The organism is Nocardioides asiaticus, from assembly GCF_040049175.1.
In the GTDB taxonomy this organism is placed as follows: domain Bacteria; phylum Actinomycetota; class Actinomycetes; order Propionibacteriales; family Nocardioidaceae; genus Nocardioides; species Nocardioides cheoyonin.
The window spans coordinates 138,972-158,170 of sequence record NZ_JBDZDM010000007.1; the positions used below are offsets into that span (position 1 = coordinate 138,972).

Sequence of the window (19,199 nt, forward strand, 5' to 3'; positions counted from 1 at the left end):
CGGGTCAGACGACGACGTTGACCAGCTTCGGCGCGCGTACGACGACCTTGCGGACCTCGCGCCCGTCGATCGCGCGTACGACGGCCTCGTCGGCCAGCGCCAGGGCCTCCAGCTCCGCCTCGGTGATCGAGGGTGGGACCTCCAGCCGGGCCTTGACCTTGCCCTGGATCTGGACGACGGCGGTGACGGTCTCCTCCACGAGGAGCGCAGGGTCGACCGTCGGCCAGCCCGCCAGGGCGACCGTCGGCTCGTGACCCAGCCTCTCCCACACCTCCTCCGCGGTGTAGGGAGCCACCAGGCTCAGCAGGATCGCCATCGCCTCGGCGGCCTCGCGTACGGCGGGGTCGGCCGGGCCGCAGCCGGTGTCGATGGCCTTGCGGGTGGCGTTCACCAGCTCCATGACGCGCGCGACCATGACGTTGAACCGCTGCGACTCGATCAGCTGCTCGGCGTCGGCGACCACCTTGTGGGTCACCCTCCGCAGCTCGACGTCGCCGGCGGAGAAGTCCACGCCCGGCTCCGAGGCCACGTCGCCGGCCAGCCGCCAGGCGCGCTGCAGGAACTTCAGCGAGCCGCCCGGCGACATGTCGGCCCAGTCGATGTCGGCCTCCGGCGGGCCGGCGAACACCATCGTCAGGCGCACCGCGTCGACGCCGTACTCGTCGATCGTCTCGCCCAGGTCCACTCCGTTGCCCAGCGACTTCGACATGCCGCGGCCCTCGTTGATGACCTCGCCCTGGTTCATCAGCGCCGAGAACGGCTCGACGAAGTCGATCATGCCCAGGTCGTGCATGACCTTGGTGAAGAACCGGGCGTACAGCAGGTGCAGGATCGCGTGCTCGACGCCGCCGACGTACTGCGTCACGGGCATCCACTCGCGCACTGCCTCGGGGTCGAAGGGCCCGCCCTCGTAGTGCGGCGAGACGAACCGGAAGAAGTACCACGACGAGTCCACGAAGGTGTCCATCGTGTCGGTGTCGCGCCTCGCCGCGCCGCCGCACGACGGGCAGTCGACGGCGACCCACTCCTCGGCGGCTGCCAGCGGCGAGACACCCTTGGGCTTCAGGTCGGCACCCTTCAGCTCCGGGAGCACGACGGGCAGCTGGTCCTCGGGGACCGGCACCTCGCCGCAGCTCTCGCAGTGGATGATCGGGATCGGCGCGCCCCAGAAGCGCTGGCGGCTCAGCAGCCAGTCGCGCAGCCGGAAGTTGACCGTGCCCTTGCCGCGGCCGTGCGCCTCCAGCTTCTCGATGATCGTCCGGACGCCGGTGGCCTTGTCGGTCAGGCCGTCCAGCGGCCCGGAGTTGACGTAGGCGCCGTCGCCGGTGGTCGCGACGTAGGTCTCCTCGGGGTTCTCCTCCCCGGTGTCGACGACGCGGCGCACCGGCAGGCCGAACTCCTTGGCGAAGTCCAGGTCGCGCTGGTCGTGGGCGGGCACCGCCATGATCGCGCCGGTGCCGTAGTCGGCCAGCACGTAGTCGGCCGCCCACACCGGGATCTGCTCGCCGGTGACCGGGTTGGTCGCGGTGACGCCCAGGTCGACACCCGTCTTCGGCCGGTCGGTCGCCAGCCGGTCGATGTCGGTCTCCGTGCGTACGTCGACCAGGTAGTCCTCCAGGGCCTGACGCCTGTCCGGGGCGACGATCTCCTCGGCCAGCTTGGCGTCGGCGGCGACCACCATGAAGGTCGCGCCGTACAGCGTGTCGGGACGCGTCGTGAAGACGGTGACGCGCCTGGTGGAGCCGTCGGCCAGGTGGATGTCGAAGTCGACGTGGGCGCCCTCGGAGCGGCCGATCCAGTTGCGCTGCATCGCCAGGACCTTGGAGGGCCAGGTGGCCTCCAGCGGCTCCATGTCGTCCAGCAGCCGCTGGGCGTAGTCGGTGATCTTGAAGTACCACTGGTTCAGCTCGCGCTTCGTGACCACTGCTCCGCAGCGCTCGCACAGGCCGTTGACGACCTGCTCGTTGGCCAGCACGGTCTGGTCGTTGGGACACCAGTTGACCGGGCTGTTCTTGCGGTAGGCCAGGCCGTGCTCGCGGAACTTCAGGAACAGCCACTGGGTCCACTTGTAGTAGTCCGGGTCGGAGGTGTGCAGCCGCCGCGACCAGTCGAACGAGATGGCGTAGCGCCGGAACGACTCGGCCTGGGTCTCGATGTTGGTGTAGGTCCAGGTCGCGGGGTTCTCATCGCGCCTGATCGCGGCGTTCTCCGCCGGCAGGCCGAAGGAGTCCCACCCGATGGGGTTCAGGACGTCGTAGCCCTTCTGCCACCAGTAGCGCGCGAAGACGTCGTGCAGCGCCGTGACCTCGGCGTGGCCCATGTGCAGGTCCCCCGAGGGGTAGGGGAACATCGTGAGCGCGTAGCGCTTCTCCGCGCCGGGTCGGCGGCCGGCCCGGAACGGGTCCAGCTTCTCCCAGACGGGTCGCCACTTCTCCTGCAGCGCGGTGACGTCGTACGTCGCCTGCTCGGTCTGCTCCTGGGTCATCTCTTGCGTCTTTCGGGTTTCTCTGGTGGTCGAGGGTGCCGAGACCTTCCTGGCATGAAAAAACCCCTCGCTCGCAGGAGGGGTTGCCGCGCTGTGCTCCGATCCGGTCTCGGGCCGGGTCTCGCTCAGCGCGGCTGGCGAAGAAGCAGGGTGATGGTCTGCATAGACCAAGGTTACTGCACCTGCGCCGATGCCGTCAGGTCGGGTGACGGGACACGCCCGCGACCGGGGGTTGATCCGCTGGGGTAGCCGTGTAATAGTTGCCGGGCTCCGCCGCTCGAGAGTCCGGTCACCCGGATGAGGACCCCCCCATCTCATCCTTCTGACCGCCTTGGGCGGCGGAGTTCTTTGCATTCCGGGCGCACCACGACTGAAACCGAAGTCGTGGCGGGAACTCGTCGTACGCCGCGGACCTGCCACCCCGAGCGTTGTGGTGGCAGCACCACGAGGCGGCCGCGGTCCGGTGACCGCGACCGCCTCGGGTGAGGGGGTCGAGAGGCTAGGTGTTCGGGCTCAGTGGCAGTGGCCGTTGCTTCCGGGTGCCGGGGTGTGGCAGGCGGCGGTCGTCGGCGGCAGGTCGAGCGCAGGGTTGCCGTCGAAGAAGCCGACCGGCTTGAGGTGGAAGCCGATGTAGGCGCACGGCATCACCGGCCAGTCCTCGGGACGCACGATGTGGTGCGTGCCGACGGTGTACCAGACGACGACGTCGGTGTTCTCCAGCGGCGCGTCGTCCTCGAGGTAGACCGGAAGGCCCTGCACGTCCGCGGACTGGTACATGTAGTCCCCGGCGGCGTACCTCTCCTTCGGGTCGTACTTCGTCACCCAGACCGGCTTCTGGACGAACCGCGCGCGGTCGTAGACGTAGGAGCCCGGCTGGACGAAGGACTTCACCACTCCCCTGGGCTCGAGCTTGTACGCCGTCTTGCCGCCGAGCTCGTTGGTCTTGTCCGAGGCGATCTTCCAGTAGCGGTTGGTCTCGTAGCTCCAGTCCCGCGCGCCCTCGGCCTCGGAGGCGATGAGCGTCTCCTTGGTGTACCAGGCGTTGCGGTGCGGGTTGAGCTCGTCGGCCTCGACCACCGAGTCGACCTCGTAGACCGAGTTGTTCGGCCCGTCGACCGCCATGTCCATCCGGACGTTGAAGAAGTGCTGGTGGTGCGGGCCGTAGAGTCCCGGCGCCACCAGGTTGCCGTACTTCGGGACCACGCCCTCCTCCACCGCGCCGGTGGTGAGGACGCCCGTCAGCTTGACCTCGTACTCGATCGAGCCGTCGGTGTAGAGGTACCAGAAGAAGCCGTACTCGTAGTTGCCGACGGTGCAGATCGTCGAGATCACCAGGCGCCGCGAGCGGCGCACCTCGACCTCCTGGGTGCGGAAGTCGGTGTGCTTCCAGGCGATCCCGTAGTCCTCCTCGTGCATGCAGATCGCGTTCGGGATCGTCACCGCGTTGCCGTCGGCGTCGTTGACGGTGCCGTCGAAGTAGAAGATCTCGCCGAGGCAGTCGCAGCCGAGGGTGAGCGGGTTGGCCATCAGGCCCATTCCGACCTCGCCCATGTCGAAGACGTTCTTGTTCCAGTGGGTCGGCGCCACGTCGCCGTACGGGACGACCATCTCGGAGAGCGCGGCGCGGTACATGATCGGCCGCTCCACGCCCTTGTCGTCGTACGAGATCGTGTGCAGGACCAGCCCCTCGCGCGGGTTGAACCCCACCCGCAGGCTCCACTTCTGCCACGACACCCCCCAGCCGTCGACGGTGAAGCTCGGACCGTCGGGCTGGGTGATGACGATGTCCTTGACGTCGTCGCGGAACTGGGTGAACGCCGGCCGGTTCTCGCTGTCGAACATGAACTGCTCGGAGTAGTTGCCGGCCTTCGGCGGCAGGGGTACGACGCCGTGGTCCTCGACGTCGATGACCTTCATCGTGTCGATGTTGAAGGTCACGATGACCCCCTCGACCGGACGGGCGTAGCCGTGCTCGCTCGGCGCCGACCGCACGAACGACAGCGGCCGGCACACCAGCGGACTGCCGTCGTAGTGGTCCTGGGCGCCGTAGTAGCCGGCGGGCCACGGGTCCACCATCACGAGGTCGAAGTCGGTGACCCCGCGCTTGCGCATCGCCTCCTGCCAGCGCGGGTCCTTCTTGACCTCGACCTCCACGCTCTCCATCGCATCGGCGAGGTACGACGGGAACCGGCCCGGGACCGGGACCCACGACTCGAGCACGCCGGCCCCGAGGTCGACGACGCCCTCGTAGATGAGCTTCTCGCTGCGGTCGTACGCCACCACGAACGCCTTGCGGGCCGGCGGCGCGGCCTGGTCGAAGACGAGCGTCGCTGGCTTCTCGGGCTCCGCGAGGGAGATCATCACGAAGCGGACGGTCTCGCTGGTGCGCTCGTCGGCCTTGACGACGGCCGACGCCTTCTCGATCTCCGCCCCCGAGAGCGGGTCCAGGGGGTGCGCCGTGGTCGCCGTGCCGACCTCGTCGCTCATCGCAACGTCTACTGCCATGCTTCACAACCTTTCAGTCGGTTCGGTCCCGGGGCGGACCGGTCAGACGGCGTCGGGGGCCTCGCCGTCGAGGTCGAACTTCGCGAACTGCGCCAGTGCGTCGGTCTCGGTGAGCTTGGCGGCGGAGCGGCGGCCGAAGATGTAGACGACCGCCATGACCACCAGGGTGACCACGATGATCACGCTCAGCCAGGTCATCCAGGTCCCCTTGGAGACGTCGGTCCAGGGCTCGGCGTACGAGTAGTAGATGCCGGCGAGGGTGCCGACGATCCCGACGAGGCAGACGAGCCAGACCACCGGCTTGCCGCCGGGGATCCGCCAGAAGTCCTCGCTCTCGTACCGGTCGGCGTACTTCACCCGGGCGATGAGCGGCGGGATGAAGAAGAACAGGCCGGAGGCCAGCCAGATCACGCTCAGCGAACCGGTGAGGTAGATCGTCACGTGCTCGAGGCTGCCCTGGCTGAAGAGGCCGACGATCATCACCGAGGAGATCGAGGCCTGGATCAGGATCGCGGTCACAGGGTTGCGGGTCCGCGGGTTGAGGTGGGTGAAGATCCGCGGCAGGTGGCGCTCGAGGCCGGAGACGAAGATCAGTCGCGAGTAGGCGATGGCGTACGTCGCCAGGGCCACGAACACGATGACCGCCATCGTCACGGCGGCGATCTCCATGAGGCCCGGGAAGCCGGAGGTGTCCAGGTTGTCGATGACGCCGGTGACGCTGTCGATCTTCGCCGTCGGAAGGACGAGCATCGTGCCGATCGTGGTGAGCAGGTAGATCACCATCAGGGCGACCGAGCCCCACAGGATCATCCGCGTGGCGCTCTTGCGCACGGACAGGAACTCCGCACCCATGTTGAACGGCGTCTCGACGCCGACCAGGTAGAGCAGCACGGTGCCGAAGAGGAAGCCGCTGACGGCGAAGTTCGGCTTGACCAGGTCGCTGCCGTGGAACGGCGTCGCCGGGCCGCCGTGGCGCGAGGCGTAGATGATGCCGGCGATGAAGATCACGGTGGTCAGGACGCCGTAGATGATGAAGACGGCGTTCATCACCTTCTGGCTCGCCGCCAGCTTCGCGAGCGCCATCCCGACGACACCCCAGAGGATGACCAGCTGCAGGATCACGCTGACGGTCGTGCCGAGCGAGGCGTGGAACGCGAGCAGCAGCAGCTGGAGCACGGTGGCGGGTCCGGATGCGCCGTTGAGGATCACCGGAACCCAGGACAGGAACCCGCCGACGAAGGCGAGGTTCTCGTTCATGGTGCGGTAGGCCCAGATGTAGACACCGCCCTGCCCGGGCCACAGGTTGCCGAGCTCGGCCACCGCCAGGCCCGCCGGCAGCAGGAAGAAGATCACCCCGAGGATCCAGAACGGGATCGCCTGCCAGCCGCCGGTGGCCATGACCGACGAGCCGGAGATCCAGCAGATGATGAAGACGTACGTCGCGGTGAGGCCGAAGGTTCCGAGGACCTTCGGCAGGATCTGTTCGGGGACCAGCTCCGTCGTCATGAGCGCGTCACGCGACGCATTGCTCTCCTGGGCCGCTGTCATGTGTCTCTCCTCGGGGATGGTGACTCTCGGGGACTGCGGGGATGGACGGCTCAGTCGCGGAGGATCTGGCCGTCCTGCATGCGGACCACCCGGCTGGCCTTCTCGGCCACGGTCGGGTCGTGCGTGCTGGCGACGACGGTGACGCCCAGGCGGGAGCACAGGTCACGCAGGGTCTGGACGACGAGCTCCCCGGTCTTGTGGTCGAGGTTCGCGGTGGGCTCGTCGGCGAGGATGAGGGTCGGGTCGGAGATCAGCGAGCGGGCGATCGCCGTACGCTGCTGCTCGCCGCCCGACATCCGGGTCGGCTGGTGGTCGAGGCGGTGGCCGAGCCCGACCAGCTCCAGCAGGTCGACGGCACGCTGCCGCAGCGCCTTGCGGTCGTACGGCTCGAACATCAGCGGCAGCTCGACGTTCTCGACCGCCGACAGGAACGGGATCAGGTTGTAGCTCTGGAAGATGTAGCCGATCGAGTCGTGCCGGAGCGCAGCGAACTGGCTCTCGGTGATCCTCCCGGTGTCCTGGCCGTTGATCTCGACCGAGCCCTTCGTCGGCCGGTCGAGCCCGCCGATCAGGTTGAGCAGGGTCGACTTGCCGGAGCCCGACGGACCCATCAGGCAGACGAACTCTCCGGGCATCACCTCGAGGTCCACGTCCATCAGCGCCTTGACGACCTCGTCGCCCAGCTTGTGCAGCTTCCAGGCGCCCGAGACCTTGACGACGGGCGCGCCCTGGGGCGAGGTGCTCTCGTGGGTGGGCTCGGTGACGGTCATCGGTCCTCCTGCATCGGGTTGCTGCATCGGTCGGTCGTGCTCGGCTCAGCTGGCGCTGAGGGACTTGATCGGCGGGCGGGAGACGGCTCGCCAGGTGGGGACGACGCTGGTGACGACGGCGGCCACGAGGCTGACGAGGACAGCGACGACGATGCCGGTCACGGCGCCGCCGACGGAGACCCCGGAGTCGGCGAGGCCGAGCGCCTGCAGGACGAAGGCCACGACGGCTCCGAGCACGGCCCCGCCCAGGGCGCCGTAGAAGGCGGAGACCACCGGCTCGACGAGGAGCGCCACGAGCACCGGCTCGGGCCTGACGCCGGTCGCACCGAGGACGCCGAGCTCCCGGGTGCGGTGGGCGATGGTGCGGGTCGTGGCCACCGCGACCTCGACGACGCCGACCAGCAGCACGGTGACGGCGATGAGGACGATCGCGTGGCCGATCTCGTCGGCGTGGCCGAGCGAGGCGGACTGCTTCTTGATGCCGGCGGACATCGCGAAGACGACCACGACGAGGAAGGCACCGGTCGCGGTGGTGATCGCCGGCAGCAGCATCTGCCTGGCGCGGCGGCGTGAGGACAGCAGCCCGTAGGCGAGGCCGTACTTGAGCATCTCGGCTCCTCCGGGTCAGGAGTCGCTCAGGAGCGCGACGGGGCGCTGCTGGAGCAGTCGGTGGACGGGGACGATCGCGCCGACGATGGCCATCGCCGGCAGGAAGGCGAGCACCGTGGCGGAGGCCTGGAGCCAGGCGACCGGCGTCGCGAGGTGGGGCAGCACCGCCCAGACCGCGATGCCCGCGCCCACGACGCCGATCGCCCACGAGGCGACGAAGACGAGGGCCGACTCGACGAGGAAGAAGTAGAGGACCTCGTCGGCGAGGCCGATGCTCGACATGATCCCGAACTCGCGCCGGCGCTCCTGCACGGAGGCGAGGAACGAGGAGATCGCGATCACGAACCCGAGGATGAGGCCGATGATCGAGATCAGGCCGAGGGCGGAGTTGGTGACCTTGCCGGAGAAGACGCTGGCGTACTTCTGCGCGAAGCTCAGCTCTCCGCTGCCGGTCGTCATGTCGTAGACCAGGCCCTTGCCGTCGGCGGCGGGTGTCTCGGACGGGTTCGTGGTCGCGGGCAGCCCGACGGCGGTGCCGAACAGCGGGCCGAGATCCTTGCGGCCCTCGTCCTTCGCCGGCTCGTCGGCGGTCCACCAGCCCTCGTCGCCGACGACCGCCCTCGCCACGTCGGGCGCGACGCTCAGGATCGGGCTGTCGCCGCTGACGGAGACGGTCACGTCCTGCCCGGGCAGGCTGAGGGTGTCCCCGTCGGAGACGCCGAGCCGGTCGGCGAGCGGTGTGCCGAGGGTGGCCTGAGTGCCGCTGAGGCTCTCGTCGCCGTACACCGCGACATGGCCGTGCGGGCTCTTCCAGAGGCCGGCGATCGTCTGGTGCCCGGTCCAGCCGTCCGGCAGGGTCAGCGCCGGCGGCGCGCCCTTCGCGACGAGGGCGTCGGCCTTGCTGTCGTACTCGACGCCGGCGGCCGGGACGACCCAGATGGCATGGTCGCCGACGGCGCGGGTCACGCTGTCGGCACCGGTGATCGCGAAGCTCGCCGAGATCGTGCGTACGACGGTGACTGCCGCGATCGCGAGCGCGATGCCGAGCACCGCGAGGACGAACCGCTCCGGGCGGCGGCGGATGTTCGCCGCCGCGAACCGCAGCAGGCGGCCGAACGTCCCGCCGCGGGTCGTACGGAGCGTCTCGACCGCTGGTGGAGTGGTCGTGGGGGCTACCGTTTCGGAGGCTGTCACAGCCCACGATCCTCCGGAGCCCCTGTTACATAGCCCCTTGCCGAATCGTTACGTTCGCTCACACCGACGTTAAAGCGATGTGACCTGTGAGCGGCCTTTGCTGCGGCCGCCGTACGACCCGCGCACGACCCCGCGCACGACGACGGGCCCGGCCGCCGAGGCGACCGGGCCCGTCTGATCCGTGCTGGGGTGGGAGACCTCAGCCCTTGGTGCGCGGCTTGCCGCCGTGGCCCGGCTTGGGCGACGTGGCGTACGAGCCGTCCTCGTCGAGGAGCACCTTGCTGGTGTGCGGCTTGGCGTGCAGGTTCAGCATGTCGGTGATCGATCCGGCCGTGGCGTCGAACGAGCCTCCGCCGAGCCGGCCGAGACCCCAGTTGTCCTCGATGAACTTCACGACCGAGGCCTGCGTCGACGCCGAGTGCGAGACGTAGTTCGTCTTCGAGTACGGCGAGATCACCATGAGCGGCAGGCGCTGCGACGGGCCACAGCGGTCCTGCTGACCGGCGATCGGCGCGGACTTCGCCGCCGCCGCGGTGCAGACCGCGACGTCGTCGGAGGTGCTCGAGCCGTTGGTGATCTTCGGCGCGACGTGGTCGTACCAGCCGTCGGAGTCGTCGTACGCGATCACGACCATGGTCGAGGACCAGTCGGGCGACTTCTGCAGCTCGTTGAGGGTGTGCACGAGGAAGTGCTGCTCGTCGATCGGGTCGGAGTAGGCGGCGTGGCCGTCCTGGTACTCCGCCGCCTTGACGTACGACACCGCCGGCAGCTTGCCGTCCTTCACGACCTTGTCGAACCAGCTCAGGTCGTAGTTGTGGTTGGCCCGGCCGTTGTGACCCACCTCGGCCTCGCTCGCCGGCTCGACGTGGTGCGGGTTGGCCGTCGACTTGTAGTAGGCGAACGGGTTGTGGTGCGGCGAGTAGTCCACCGACGAGGAGCCGCCGACGTTGGTGTGCGACGCACCGCACTGGGCGTAGGTGCCCGCGCCGGCGTACGGCGTGGTCGCGGAGAAGCCGCCCTGGAACCAGCCCCAGGTGAGCCCCTTCTCGTTGAGCAGGTCGCCGATGTTCTTGCCCTGCATCCCGACGAGCTTGGAGGAGGAGGTGTGGTTGTTGTCGGAGCAGTCGTCGTAGACCGGGTCGGGGTCGCCGATGACGGTGCCGACGCCCGTGCTCGAATCGACCGCGTTGAGCCCGCTGGCCCCGGTGGCCGGGGTCGGGTTCTCGGTCCCGGAGGCCGGGTCGTACGAGATGCCGCCGTAGGTCTGCCCGGCGATCACGTTCATCGCGCCGGGCGTGGACGGGCCGAAGGTGGCGTCCCAGGAGTTGTCGCTCATCGCGAAGTTCTGGGCGTAGTTCCACATCGCCGTGACGGTGTTGCCGTCGTAGTAGCCCATCGTCAGGCCCTCGGCACCGAAGAGCGGGCTGCACGAGTCGCGCGAGACGCTCTCCGGGAACTTGTCCATCTTCGGGGTGCCGCTGGCGTCGCCGTCGACCGCCTGCTGCTCGGCGGTGTAGCCGTGGTTCTGGTCGCAGGTCAGCGCCTCGTCGGGGGTGAGCCGGAAGGGCGCGACCGAGTTCGGGTTGTTCTTGATGGCGTTGTCGGCGACGAGGTTCTTGTTGTAGGGCGTGTGTGCCTTCGCCTTGAACGTGGTCCCGTCGGTGTTAGCGGCCTTCGGGTAGGTGCCGAAGTAGTGGTCGTAGGAGACGTTCTCGTCGTAGATGACGACCACGTGCTTGATCGGCGTCCTCGCGTAGGCGCCACCGTGGGCGGAGGCGGACTGGTTCGCGGCGTACGTCAGCGACGCGCCGATCAGTCCCGCTCCCGCCACGGCGACGCCGGCGCCCTTGAGGGCGCGCGAGCGGCGTACGTTGGGCATTCTCATCTCTCGGGATTTCCTTTCGAGGGTGTCGTTCTCCCGAAACCGACCGGGTACGCGAAGCGGTCTCGGCCCGCTCACGTGAACATCTCCCGGCCAAACCAGTCGTCCTCGCTCCGCACCCCTGGCAGGGCGAAGAAGTAGCCACCGCCCACGGGCGAGATGTAGTCGACGAGGGGCTCGTCGATCAGTCGCTTCTGAACCGTCACGAACTGCCGCTCGAGGTCCTGGTTGAACGCCGTGAACACCAGGCCCATGTCGAGCTGGCCGTTGGGGTCGGTCCCGGCGTCGTAGTTGAAGGAGCGGCGCAGGAAGCGCTGCTTCTCGGTGTCCACGGTGCGGGGGTTGGCCAGCCGGATGTGGGCGTCGAAGCGGATGACCTCGCCGGTGGCGTCCTTCCCGAAGTCCGGGTCGTCGAACTCCTCGGCGCCGGTCAGCGGGGCACCGCTCGCCTTGTCCCGGCCGAACATCGTCTCCTGCTCCCGGACCGAGACCCGGTCCCAGAACTCCACGAGCATCCGGATCTTGCGGACCACGTGGTAGCTGCCGCCCTCGACCCAGGCCGGCTCCGCTCCCCCGCCGTGCGTCCAGACGAGGTCGTCCATCAGCTTCGCGTCGTCGACCGACGGGTTGGCGGTGCCGTCCTTGAAGCCGAGCAGGTTGCGCGGGGTGCCGCTCGGCCGCGGCGGCGACTGGAAGCCGTCCTGCCGCCAGCGGACCTGGAGCCCCCCGCGGGTCGTGCGCATCAGCTGGCGTACGGCGTGGTTGACGGTGTCCGGGTGGTGCGCGCACAGCTGGAGCAGCAGGTCGCCGTCGCAGATGGACCGGTCGAGCGCGTCGTTCGGGAACTCGTCCATCGGGCGCAGCCGGGCCGGCTTCGCCTTCGCGAGGCCGAAGCGGTCGTCGAACAGGCTCGAGCCGACGCTGGCGGTGACGGTCAGCCCGTCGGCGGCGACCTCCGGGCCGACGACCCCGTTGTCCCACGCCGTCGCGAGGAGCCCGTCGTCCGGCGGCGTGCCGCCGCTGGTGAGGAACCGTGCCGTGGTCGTCAGGGTCTGGAGCAGCTCGCGCAGCCCGGCGCGGTCCTCCGCGGTGACGTCGAAGGAGACGTACGCCGCCGCCGACTGCTGCGGAGTGAGGATGCCGGCCTGGTGCTCGCCGTGGAAGGGGTAGGACGCCGCCCCGTCGGTCACCTCCACGCCGGAGCCGGACGGCGAGGGGCTGTCGCCGCGTGCGGCGCCGGCGAGCAGAACCGCCGCCGGTGCCGAGGCTGCCGCGCCGAGGGCGCCGCCGAAGAGTCCGCGCCGGCTCACGCCCCGGTCACGGCTGGTCGACGGGCTCCCAGCGGGACCCGAGGCGGGCGAGGGGTGGAAGGGGCAGCCGGTCCCCGGGGTGGTCACTGGGTCTCTCCTGCTGTCTTGCGCGGGTCGGTGATGACCGCGACCTGGGAGAGCAGCTCGACGGTCTCCTCGAGACGGGCGTCGAGTGCCTCGCGCTGGCCGCGGGTGAGCCGGTCGAGCGGGGTCCACCGGCCCCCGTGGTCGAAGCTCTTGACGAGGCGCTGCGCGGCGGCGAGGTCGCGCTCGGTCTCGCCGAGGTGCGGGTCGCGGCCGACGAGCAGCGGCCTGATGAACGAGAGCGTCCTCGCCGTCCCCGTGAGGTTGGCGTCGATGGTCGCGAGGTTGGTGTGGCTGCCGGCGTCGGTCCGCCCGGTGAGTTCGAACTGGATCGCGTTCTCCAGGATCTCGTGGGCGCGCAGGCCGATGTCCTGGGTCTGCAGCTTCGGGGTGGAGAGGTCGGCGCGCAGGTGGCCGACGGCTGTCACGATCGCCGCGGCGGGCTGCCGGATCCGCGCCGTCGGGGCGCCCGACCAGAGCAGCGCCTCGACCCGGTGGAAGCCCGTGAGCTGGTCGTCCTGCGCGGCCGGGACGGTCGTCGAGGGGACGGCGTTGATCGCGGTGTCGTCGTCGCCGAAGGCGTCGTACGCCGCCCCCAGGGTCTCGTAGGTCCGGTGCGCTGTGAGCCAGTCGCGCTCGGCGGCGTCCCGGTCTCCGCGGCGTACGTCGTCGGCGACCGCCTGCGCCTGGCGCTTCAGCGTCGGGAGCTGGCCCCGCACCCAGTCGAGGTAGCTCCGGAGCGCCGGCGCGAGGTCGTTCGGCGTGATCGGCACGACCCCGGCGGTGACCGGGCCGTCGTAGGTGCCGGTGAGCTTCTCCTCCGGGCCGGTGAGCGGCTCGGACTCCTCCGGGATGCAGAAGAAGCGGTACGTGCCGGGGCCGAGGTCGGCGCTCGCGCTGCGCGTGGCGGTGGCGCCGAGTGCCTCGACGTCGAGGTAGACCTTCCGGGTCGCGACGTCCTGGAGGTAGACCTCCATGCCCTCGATCGAGTTGTTCCAGAGCGCGAAGGTCTGGCGTCCCGCCTTGCCGCCGGTCCAGCCCTGGCCGCAGACGTCGGTCCCGACGGTGATCGGCGTGCCCGGCACCGAGGCGTCGGCGTGTGGTGCCGCGGCGACGGCGTCGTCGTCACCGCCGGTCCCGGCCTTGATGCCCACGACTGCCGCGATCGCCGCGATGGCAGCGATCGGGACGATCACCTTCGGGCTGCGCCACAGGGGACGCCGGTCCACCTGCTCGTCCGTGCTGCCGCCGTCCTGGCCAGCCGCGGTGCCGTCGTCGGCCACGTCGGCGGGCGCGGCATTCTCCGTACTCTTCACCGCAACCTTCCCGACCGCGCCCTCGGGGGGAGGCGCGGCGGTCGAGAGTCTTGGATCAGCCGCGAACGGCGAGGTGCAGGCTACATAGACAGCCGATGAACAGAGTCTTTACATAGCCTGTCGATGGGCGGCTCGGTCAGACGACGGCGGCGCCTCGGCAGGCGCCGGCCGTGGCGGCCAGGGCGGCCACGCCGGGGACCCCGGCAGGGGGACGCGGGTCGCCGACGACACCCCAGCAGCCGTCCTCGATCGCGTAGCTGCCGCACGGGCCGTCGGCGACGAAGGCGCGTACGCCGGCGAGCAGTCGCTCAATCTCGTCGCCGGAGGTGCCGACGCCGAGGCTCACCCGGACGGCGCCCGCGGGCAGACCGAGCCGGGCGAGCAGCGGGTGGGCGCAGAACCGCCCGTCGCGGACGCCGAGGCCGTGCTCGGCGGAGAGGTACGCCGCGAGCAGCCCGGGGTCGGCACCGTCCAGCGCGAAGGTGACGACGCCGACCGGGCTCTCCGAGTCCTCCCAGAGCCGGACCACCGTCACGCCGGGGATCTCCGCCAGCCCGTCGACGAGCCGGTCCCGCAGCACGCCCTCGTGGCCGTCGAGGTCGCCGGCGGGGACGGTCGTGAGCGTCGTGCACGCGGCGGCGAGGGCCACCGCGCCGATCACGTTGGGGGACCCGCCCTCGTGACGCGCCGGCGCGGGCGCCCACGCGACGTCGTCGACGGTGACGTGGGAGACCGCTCCCCCGCCGGCGAGGTACGGCGTCCCGGCGTCCAGCCAGTCGCGGCGACCGACGAGCGCGCCGGCGCCGAACGGCGCGTAGAGCTTGTGGCCGGAGAAGGCGATGTAGTCGGTGCCCGTCGCGGCGAGCGAGAAGCGCCGGTGGGCGAGCAGCTGGGCGCCGTCGACGAAGACCCGGGCACCGTGCCCGTGGGCGAGTGTGACGACCTCGCGGAGCGGCAGCGCCTCCCCGGTGACGTTGGACGCGCCGGTGAGCGCCACCAGCGCGTAGTCGCCGGCCGCGAGCTCGTCGGCGACTGCCTGCAGGGTGGCCGTGACGCTCTCCCCGCCGGTGACGACGGTCGCGCCGGCGCGCGAGCGCTGCCACGGGAGCAGGTTGGCGTGGTGCTCGACGTCGACCACCAGCGTCCGGCCCGGGACGCAGCCGGCGAGCAGGTTGACCGCGTCGGTGGTGTTGCGGGTGATGACCGTGACGTCCGCGTCCCGCCGCGCCCCGACGTACTCACCGATCAGGCGGCGCGACTCCTCGTAGAGCGAGGTCGAGACCTGGGACAGGTAGCCGGCGCCGCGGTGGACACTGGCGTACCACGGCAGCACCTCGGCGACCCGGTCGGCGACCGCCTGCAGCGCGGGCGCCGAGGCGGCGACGTCGAGGTTGGCGTAGGTGACCAGGCGGCCGTCGAGCAGCGGGACCCGGGTCTCGGCGCCGACGAGCGGGAGCAGGGGGCTGACGTGGGACAAGACAACTCCATCGTGGTCGGGCCCACGGGGACCGCGAGCGCGCTTGCCCGTCGCCACATCGGCGAGGGCCTGGTCGTCACCCGGAGCACCCCGCCGCGTCGGAGGGTTGCCCGCCAGCAAGCCGGGGCTGTGCGCTCGGGTGGCCGAGCGCGCTGGCAGTCGTGACCTGGGCGGGGATCCTGCCGGTCGGCGTACGCCGTCGCCACCTCGGGTCTCACATCGTGGAGAAGCGTCTCAGGATCCGAGAACTCAGGAGTAGTCGGCCCAGATCCGCTGCGACGCGCCGTCGACCGTGAGGTGTCCGCCGTACGGCAGGATCCACTGCGGCCGGGTGTGGCCGAACGGGACGCCGACGACCACCACCGCGTCCGGGTTGTAGCGGGCGACCGTCTCGATGGCGACGTCGCGCTGCTCGGCGCGCCGCGCGGCCCGCTCGGCGGGCGTCGGCTGGACCTCGAAGGACATCGTCGGCGGTCGCGCGACGACGACGGCGTCGACCGCCGCGAGCAGGCCGCGCTCCCCCAGCGACCGGACGATCCAGCCGAACTCGCGGGCGGGGATGAGCTCCTCCGACGACTCCAGGAGGAGTACGCCGCCGGCGAGCACGTCCGGCTCGGCCGGGAAGCGGCCCGCGGTGAGGACCCACTGGACGATCTCGATGCACCCGCCCCAGGTGCGGCCGGTGACCGGCCTGGTCGGGCCCGCCCAGGTCCAGGGCTCGGTCGGCTCGCGATCGCCGTAGTCGGTCAGTGCGGCGGGGTCGTTCCAGTCCTTGCCGATGTCCTCGGACTCCCCCGGGTCGGTGATCTCGAGCCGCTCGCCGGTGAGGAGGGCTGCCCGCAGCGCGGCTCGGTGGATCTCGTCGATCGCCGGGCCCGGGCCGAGCTGGACCTGGGTCGAGCCGCCGTAGAACCCGGCCACGCCGTTGGTCCACAGCCAGCTCAGCAGGTTGGTGTTGTCGCTGTAGCCGAGGAACGGCTTGGGGTCGGCCCGCACGAGGTCGGCGTCGAGGTGCGGGACGACGGTGATCTGGTCCTCGCCACCGACCGTCGCCAGCACGGCCCGGATCCCGGGGTCGGCGAACGCGGCGTTGAGGTCGGCGGCGCGCTCCTCGGGCGTGGCGCCCAGCTTGCGCGTGGTGGGGTACTCGACCGGCACGAGCCCGGTGAGGTCCTGGAGCCGCTTCATCGCCTGCTCGTGGACGGCCGGGGCGAAGCCCGGCGCGGCGAACGACGGCGACAGCACGGCGACCCTGTCGCCCGGGGCGGCCTTGCGCGGCGACACCAGCTGCATGCGGACAGTCAACCGTCGGCGGACAGCACCCAGTCAACCGGATTCGAGGGGTCGGGCTCGTACGCGCACTCGGTGCCGGTGTGCACGGTCTCGCGCAGGTGGCGGCCGAGCGCCTCGTCGACCCGCTCGATCCGGTCGAGGGCGGTGGCGATCGCCTTCGTCGCCGCGACCCGCGCACGCTCGTGGGTGGCGCCGCTCGTGCGTGGGCGTCCGCCGCGGCCGGCGGCGCGCGCGACCTCGGCGAGGAGGGCCTCGCGCTCGTCCTCGAGCGCCTCCGCCCGGCCGACGTCGGCCCAGTCCTGCGCCTCGTCGAGCTCGGCGTCGAGGTCGGCCAGCCGCCTGCGGTACGCCGCCAGGGCCTGCCGGTCGACCTGCACTCCCGGAGCGCTCTGGAGGACGGTGCCGCTGCCACCGGTGACCAGATCGATCGCGGGCATCCGCACCCCGGGCCGCGCGAGCAGCGCCTGCAGATGGGCGAAGCCGCGCACCGGTCTCACTGGCGTGCCGGGCTCCGCGCCCACGAGCCAGACGCCGTCGCCGGTCGGGTGGAGCCGGGCACGGGCCGGGCCGGCCCGGCCGTCGCGGCCGTCGCGGGCCGGCGGCGCCGGTCGCCAGGCGCGGAGCCGGTCGTGCCACCAGTCGGCGCCGATCCGTACGTACGTCGCCAGCGCGCGCTGGCGCAGACGCTCCGCCTCGCCCAGGTCGCCCGTGAGCGCGGCCGCCCGGGCGAGGGTGTCGTCGGTGAGCCCGTGGAACATCACCGCGCCGGCGTTGAAGACCGGCCGGCCGGCGTACGGCGCGAGGAGCCCGGCGGCCTGCTCGACCACGTCGCGGTGGCCGGTGGCGAGCGCTGCCTCGAGCACGCACTGCAGCGCCAGCAGCCAGTTGACGTCGCGGGGCAGCTCCTCGAGCGCGCGACCGCCGAGCGTCTCCACGAGCGGGCCCACCCGGTCGAGGCGGCCGGCGCCGACCCACATCCAGGCGGCCTCGGCGCACACCTCGGCGACCCCCTCGGCGAGGGCGAACGCCTCCGCCTCGGCGGCGATCGCGGCGCAGGTACGCCGGTCCCCGGCGTGCAGCGCGGCGTACGCCCTCATCGCCTTGAGCACCATCCAGCCGTCGGCCAGGCGGGCCCGGCCCTCCGCCTCCTGCGCTGCCGCGAGCAGCGCCCCGCTGGTGTCGGTACGGCCGCGCAGGAGGTCGTACATCAGCCGCCGTGACGCGGCGAAGAAGCGGGCCCGGGGTGACTCCTCGCCCAGCCGGTCGAGGGCGCGGAGGTGGCGGTGCATCGCCGACAGGTTGAGCGACTCGCAGGCGACCTGGAGGCCCCACAGGTGAGCCTGGAGGCGGGCCTCGGGCTCGAGGACGTGGGCGGCGACCTCGTCGAGGCGCGCACCGAGGGCCGTGCGTACGTCGGCGTCGTCGGGGCCCCAGTGGCAGGCGAGCATCGCATCGAGGCTGTCGGCGACCAGCGCCGGGTCGCCGGTGGGCTCGGCCCGGTCGAGGGCCTCGCGGGCGAACCGCTCGGCCCGCGCGGGCCGGCCGCTGTAGGCCCAGCAGCGCGCCAGCGCGGCGGCCAGCCGGACCCGGTCGGCGTCCCGCGTCGTCCGGGCGAGCAGGTCGTGGAGCTGCGCCGGCACCTTCCCGGGGTCGGTGCCGAAGAGGTGGACGGAGGCGGCCCCGAGGGCGGCCCTGGTCCAGGCGGCGAGGTCCCCGGCCCCGCGGGCCTCGGCGACCGCCTCGTCGTACAGGCGGGCGGCGTCCTCCCCCCGCCCGGCCGCACGCTCGGCGTCGGCCCGAGCGAGGAGATCAGCCAGCGGGGTCGGCGCGCTCATCTCACTACCTGTCCAGGGCCAATCTAGGCCCTTCTGGGCTCGTGCGGTCAGGGCCTGAGCAGGGTGACCTCGCGGGCGTGCCTGGCCCGCACCTCCTCGTCCCAGTCGCCCGTGCACGCGACGGCGAGCTCGACGATCAGGCCCTGCTCGACGTCGGCGCGGATGAGCTCGCGGGAGTACCAGACCTGGGCGCCCGTGGCCCACCGCTCCTCGAACGCGATCACGAAGCCCGCGTCGGTCTCGTCCACCCGCTCGACCCGGACGCTGCCGGGGACCGGGTGGCTCTCCGCGCGTACGGCGACCAGGTCGGCGCGGGAGTCCGCCTGGAGCCGCCACAGTGGCAGCGACAGGTCGAGGAAGCAGTCCTCGGCGAAGGTCGCCTCGGCACCCTCCCCGGTCTCGAGCCAGTGGACGAGGTTCGCCACGGCCGTGGCGCGGTCGGCGGCCGGCGTACGCGTCGCGGTCATGAGATCACCCCGGCGGCGCGCAGGTTCCGGTCGATCACGGCCATCGTCGTCGCCAGCTCCGCGGTGGGGCTGAACTCGACGATGCTCGTCCCGGCCGCGATCAACGGAAGGTGACCGGGTGGGGCGTAGTAGGCGTCCCCCTCGACGTAGGTCTCGAGATGGTCGGCCCAGCGGAAGGTGATCCGACCCGACGTGACGAACCCCCAGTGCGGGCACTGGCAGCGGTCGTCGGGGAGCCCCTTGAAGACGGGTTCGGTGTCGAGGTCCTGCGCGAAGGTCTCGAAGGCGACGGTGTAGTCGCCGAGCTCGGCGTAGCGGCCCTCGACCTCGTCGATGTCGATGGCGACCGGCGTGGTCGCCCTGGTGGCCTTGGGCATGGTGTCCTCCTGGTTGCCGGAAGTGTTCGGACACCCTTCCTGCGTGA

14 protein-coding genes and 1 riboswitch are annotated in these 19,199 nt (G+C 71.2%); all 14 genes read right to left on the bottom strand.

Annotated elements, in window-relative coordinates; translation table 11 throughout:
• Positions 1–4: 4 nt before the first annotated feature.
• Complete coding sequence (gene leuS / locus ABLE53_RS22415) at positions 5–2,485, bottom strand: leucine--tRNA ligase (RefSeq protein WP_348861380.1); 2,481 nt, start codon at positions 2,483–2,485, stop codon at positions 5–7.
• 513 nt (positions 2,486–2,998) lie between these two features.
• Positions 2,999–4,990 carry a primary-amine oxidase gene (locus ABLE53_RS22420; RefSeq protein ID WP_348861381.1) on the bottom strand — a complete coding sequence of 664 codons (1,992 nt, stop codon included), beginning with the start codon at positions 4,988–4,990 and terminating at the stop codon, positions 2,999–3,001.
• Positions 4,991–5,032: 42 nt separating this feature from the next.
• Positions 5,033–6,538 (bottom strand): APC family permease, encoded by a 1,506-nt coding sequence (locus tag ABLE53_RS22425; protein WP_348861382.1) that lies wholly within the window; start codon positions 6,536–6,538, stop codon positions 5,033–5,035.
• Positions 6,539–6,588: 50 nt separating this feature from the next.
• Positions 6,589–7,308 (bottom strand): ABC transporter ATP-binding protein, encoded by a 720-nt coding sequence (locus tag ABLE53_RS22430; protein WP_348861383.1) that lies wholly within the window; start codon positions 7,306–7,308, stop codon positions 6,589–6,591.
• A gap of 45 nt (positions 7,309–7,353) precedes the next feature.
• Positions 7,354–7,917 carry an FtsX-like permease family protein gene (locus ABLE53_RS22435; protein ID WP_348861384.1) on the bottom strand — a complete coding sequence of 188 codons (564 nt, stop codon included), beginning with the start codon at positions 7,915–7,917 and terminating at the stop codon, positions 7,354–7,356.
• A 15-nt stretch (positions 7,918–7,932) separates the two neighbouring features.
• Positions 7,933–9,111, bottom strand: a complete 1,179-nt coding sequence (locus tag ABLE53_RS22440; RefSeq protein ID WP_348861385.1) for an ABC transporter permease — start codon at positions 9,109–9,111, stop codon at positions 7,933–7,935.
• 199 nt (positions 9,112–9,310) lie between these two features.
• Positions 9,311–10,996 carry a phospholipase C gene (locus ABLE53_RS22445; RefSeq protein ID WP_348861386.1) on the bottom strand — a complete coding sequence of 562 codons (1,686 nt, stop codon included), beginning with the start codon at positions 10,994–10,996 and terminating at the stop codon, positions 9,311–9,313.
• Between the two features lie 71 nt (positions 10,997–11,067).
• Positions 11,068–12,390 (bottom strand): iron uptake transporter deferrochelatase/peroxidase subunit, encoded by a 1,323-nt coding sequence (efeB, locus tag ABLE53_RS22450; RefSeq protein ID WP_348861387.1) that lies wholly within the window; start codon positions 12,388–12,390, stop codon positions 11,068–11,070.
• Positions 12,387–13,703 (bottom strand): imelysin family protein, encoded by a 1,317-nt coding sequence (locus ABLE53_RS22455; RefSeq protein ID WP_348861388.1) that lies wholly within the window; start codon positions 13,701–13,703, stop codon positions 12,387–12,389. Before ABLE53_RS22455 ends, efeB begins: the two co-directional genes overlap by 4 nt.
• A gap of 136 nt (positions 13,704–13,839) precedes the next feature.
• Entirely contained in the window at positions 13,840–15,180 is a 1,341-nt protein-coding gene (locus ABLE53_RS22460; protein WP_348861389.1) for an aminotransferase class V-fold PLP-dependent enzyme, read from the bottom strand.
• Between the two features lie 34 nt (positions 15,181–15,214).
• Positions 15,215–15,347, bottom strand: a riboswitch (SAM riboswitch).
• An 82-nt stretch (positions 15,348–15,429) separates the two neighbouring features.
• Complete coding sequence (locus tag ABLE53_RS22465; RefSeq protein WP_348861390.1) at positions 15,430–16,473, bottom strand: S66 family peptidase; 1,044 nt, start codon at positions 16,471–16,473, stop codon at positions 15,430–15,432.
• A gap of 8 nt (positions 16,474–16,481) precedes the next feature.
• Positions 16,482–18,308 (bottom strand): hypothetical protein, encoded by a 1,827-nt coding sequence (locus tag ABLE53_RS22470; RefSeq protein ID WP_348861391.1) that lies wholly within the window; start codon positions 18,306–18,308, stop codon positions 16,482–16,484.
• 47 nt (positions 18,309–18,355) lie between these two features.
• A complete protein-coding gene (locus tag ABLE53_RS22475; protein WP_348861392.1) occupies positions 18,356–18,775 on the bottom strand; it encodes a hypothetical protein in 420 nt (139 codons plus the stop codon).
• Positions 18,772–19,152 (bottom strand): cupin domain-containing protein, encoded by a 381-nt coding sequence (locus ABLE53_RS22480; protein ID WP_348861393.1) that lies wholly within the window; start codon positions 19,150–19,152, stop codon positions 18,772–18,774. The genes ABLE53_RS22475 and ABLE53_RS22480 overlap by 4 nt, the downstream gene beginning before the upstream one ends.
• Positions 19,153–19,199 lie beyond the last annotated feature (47 nt).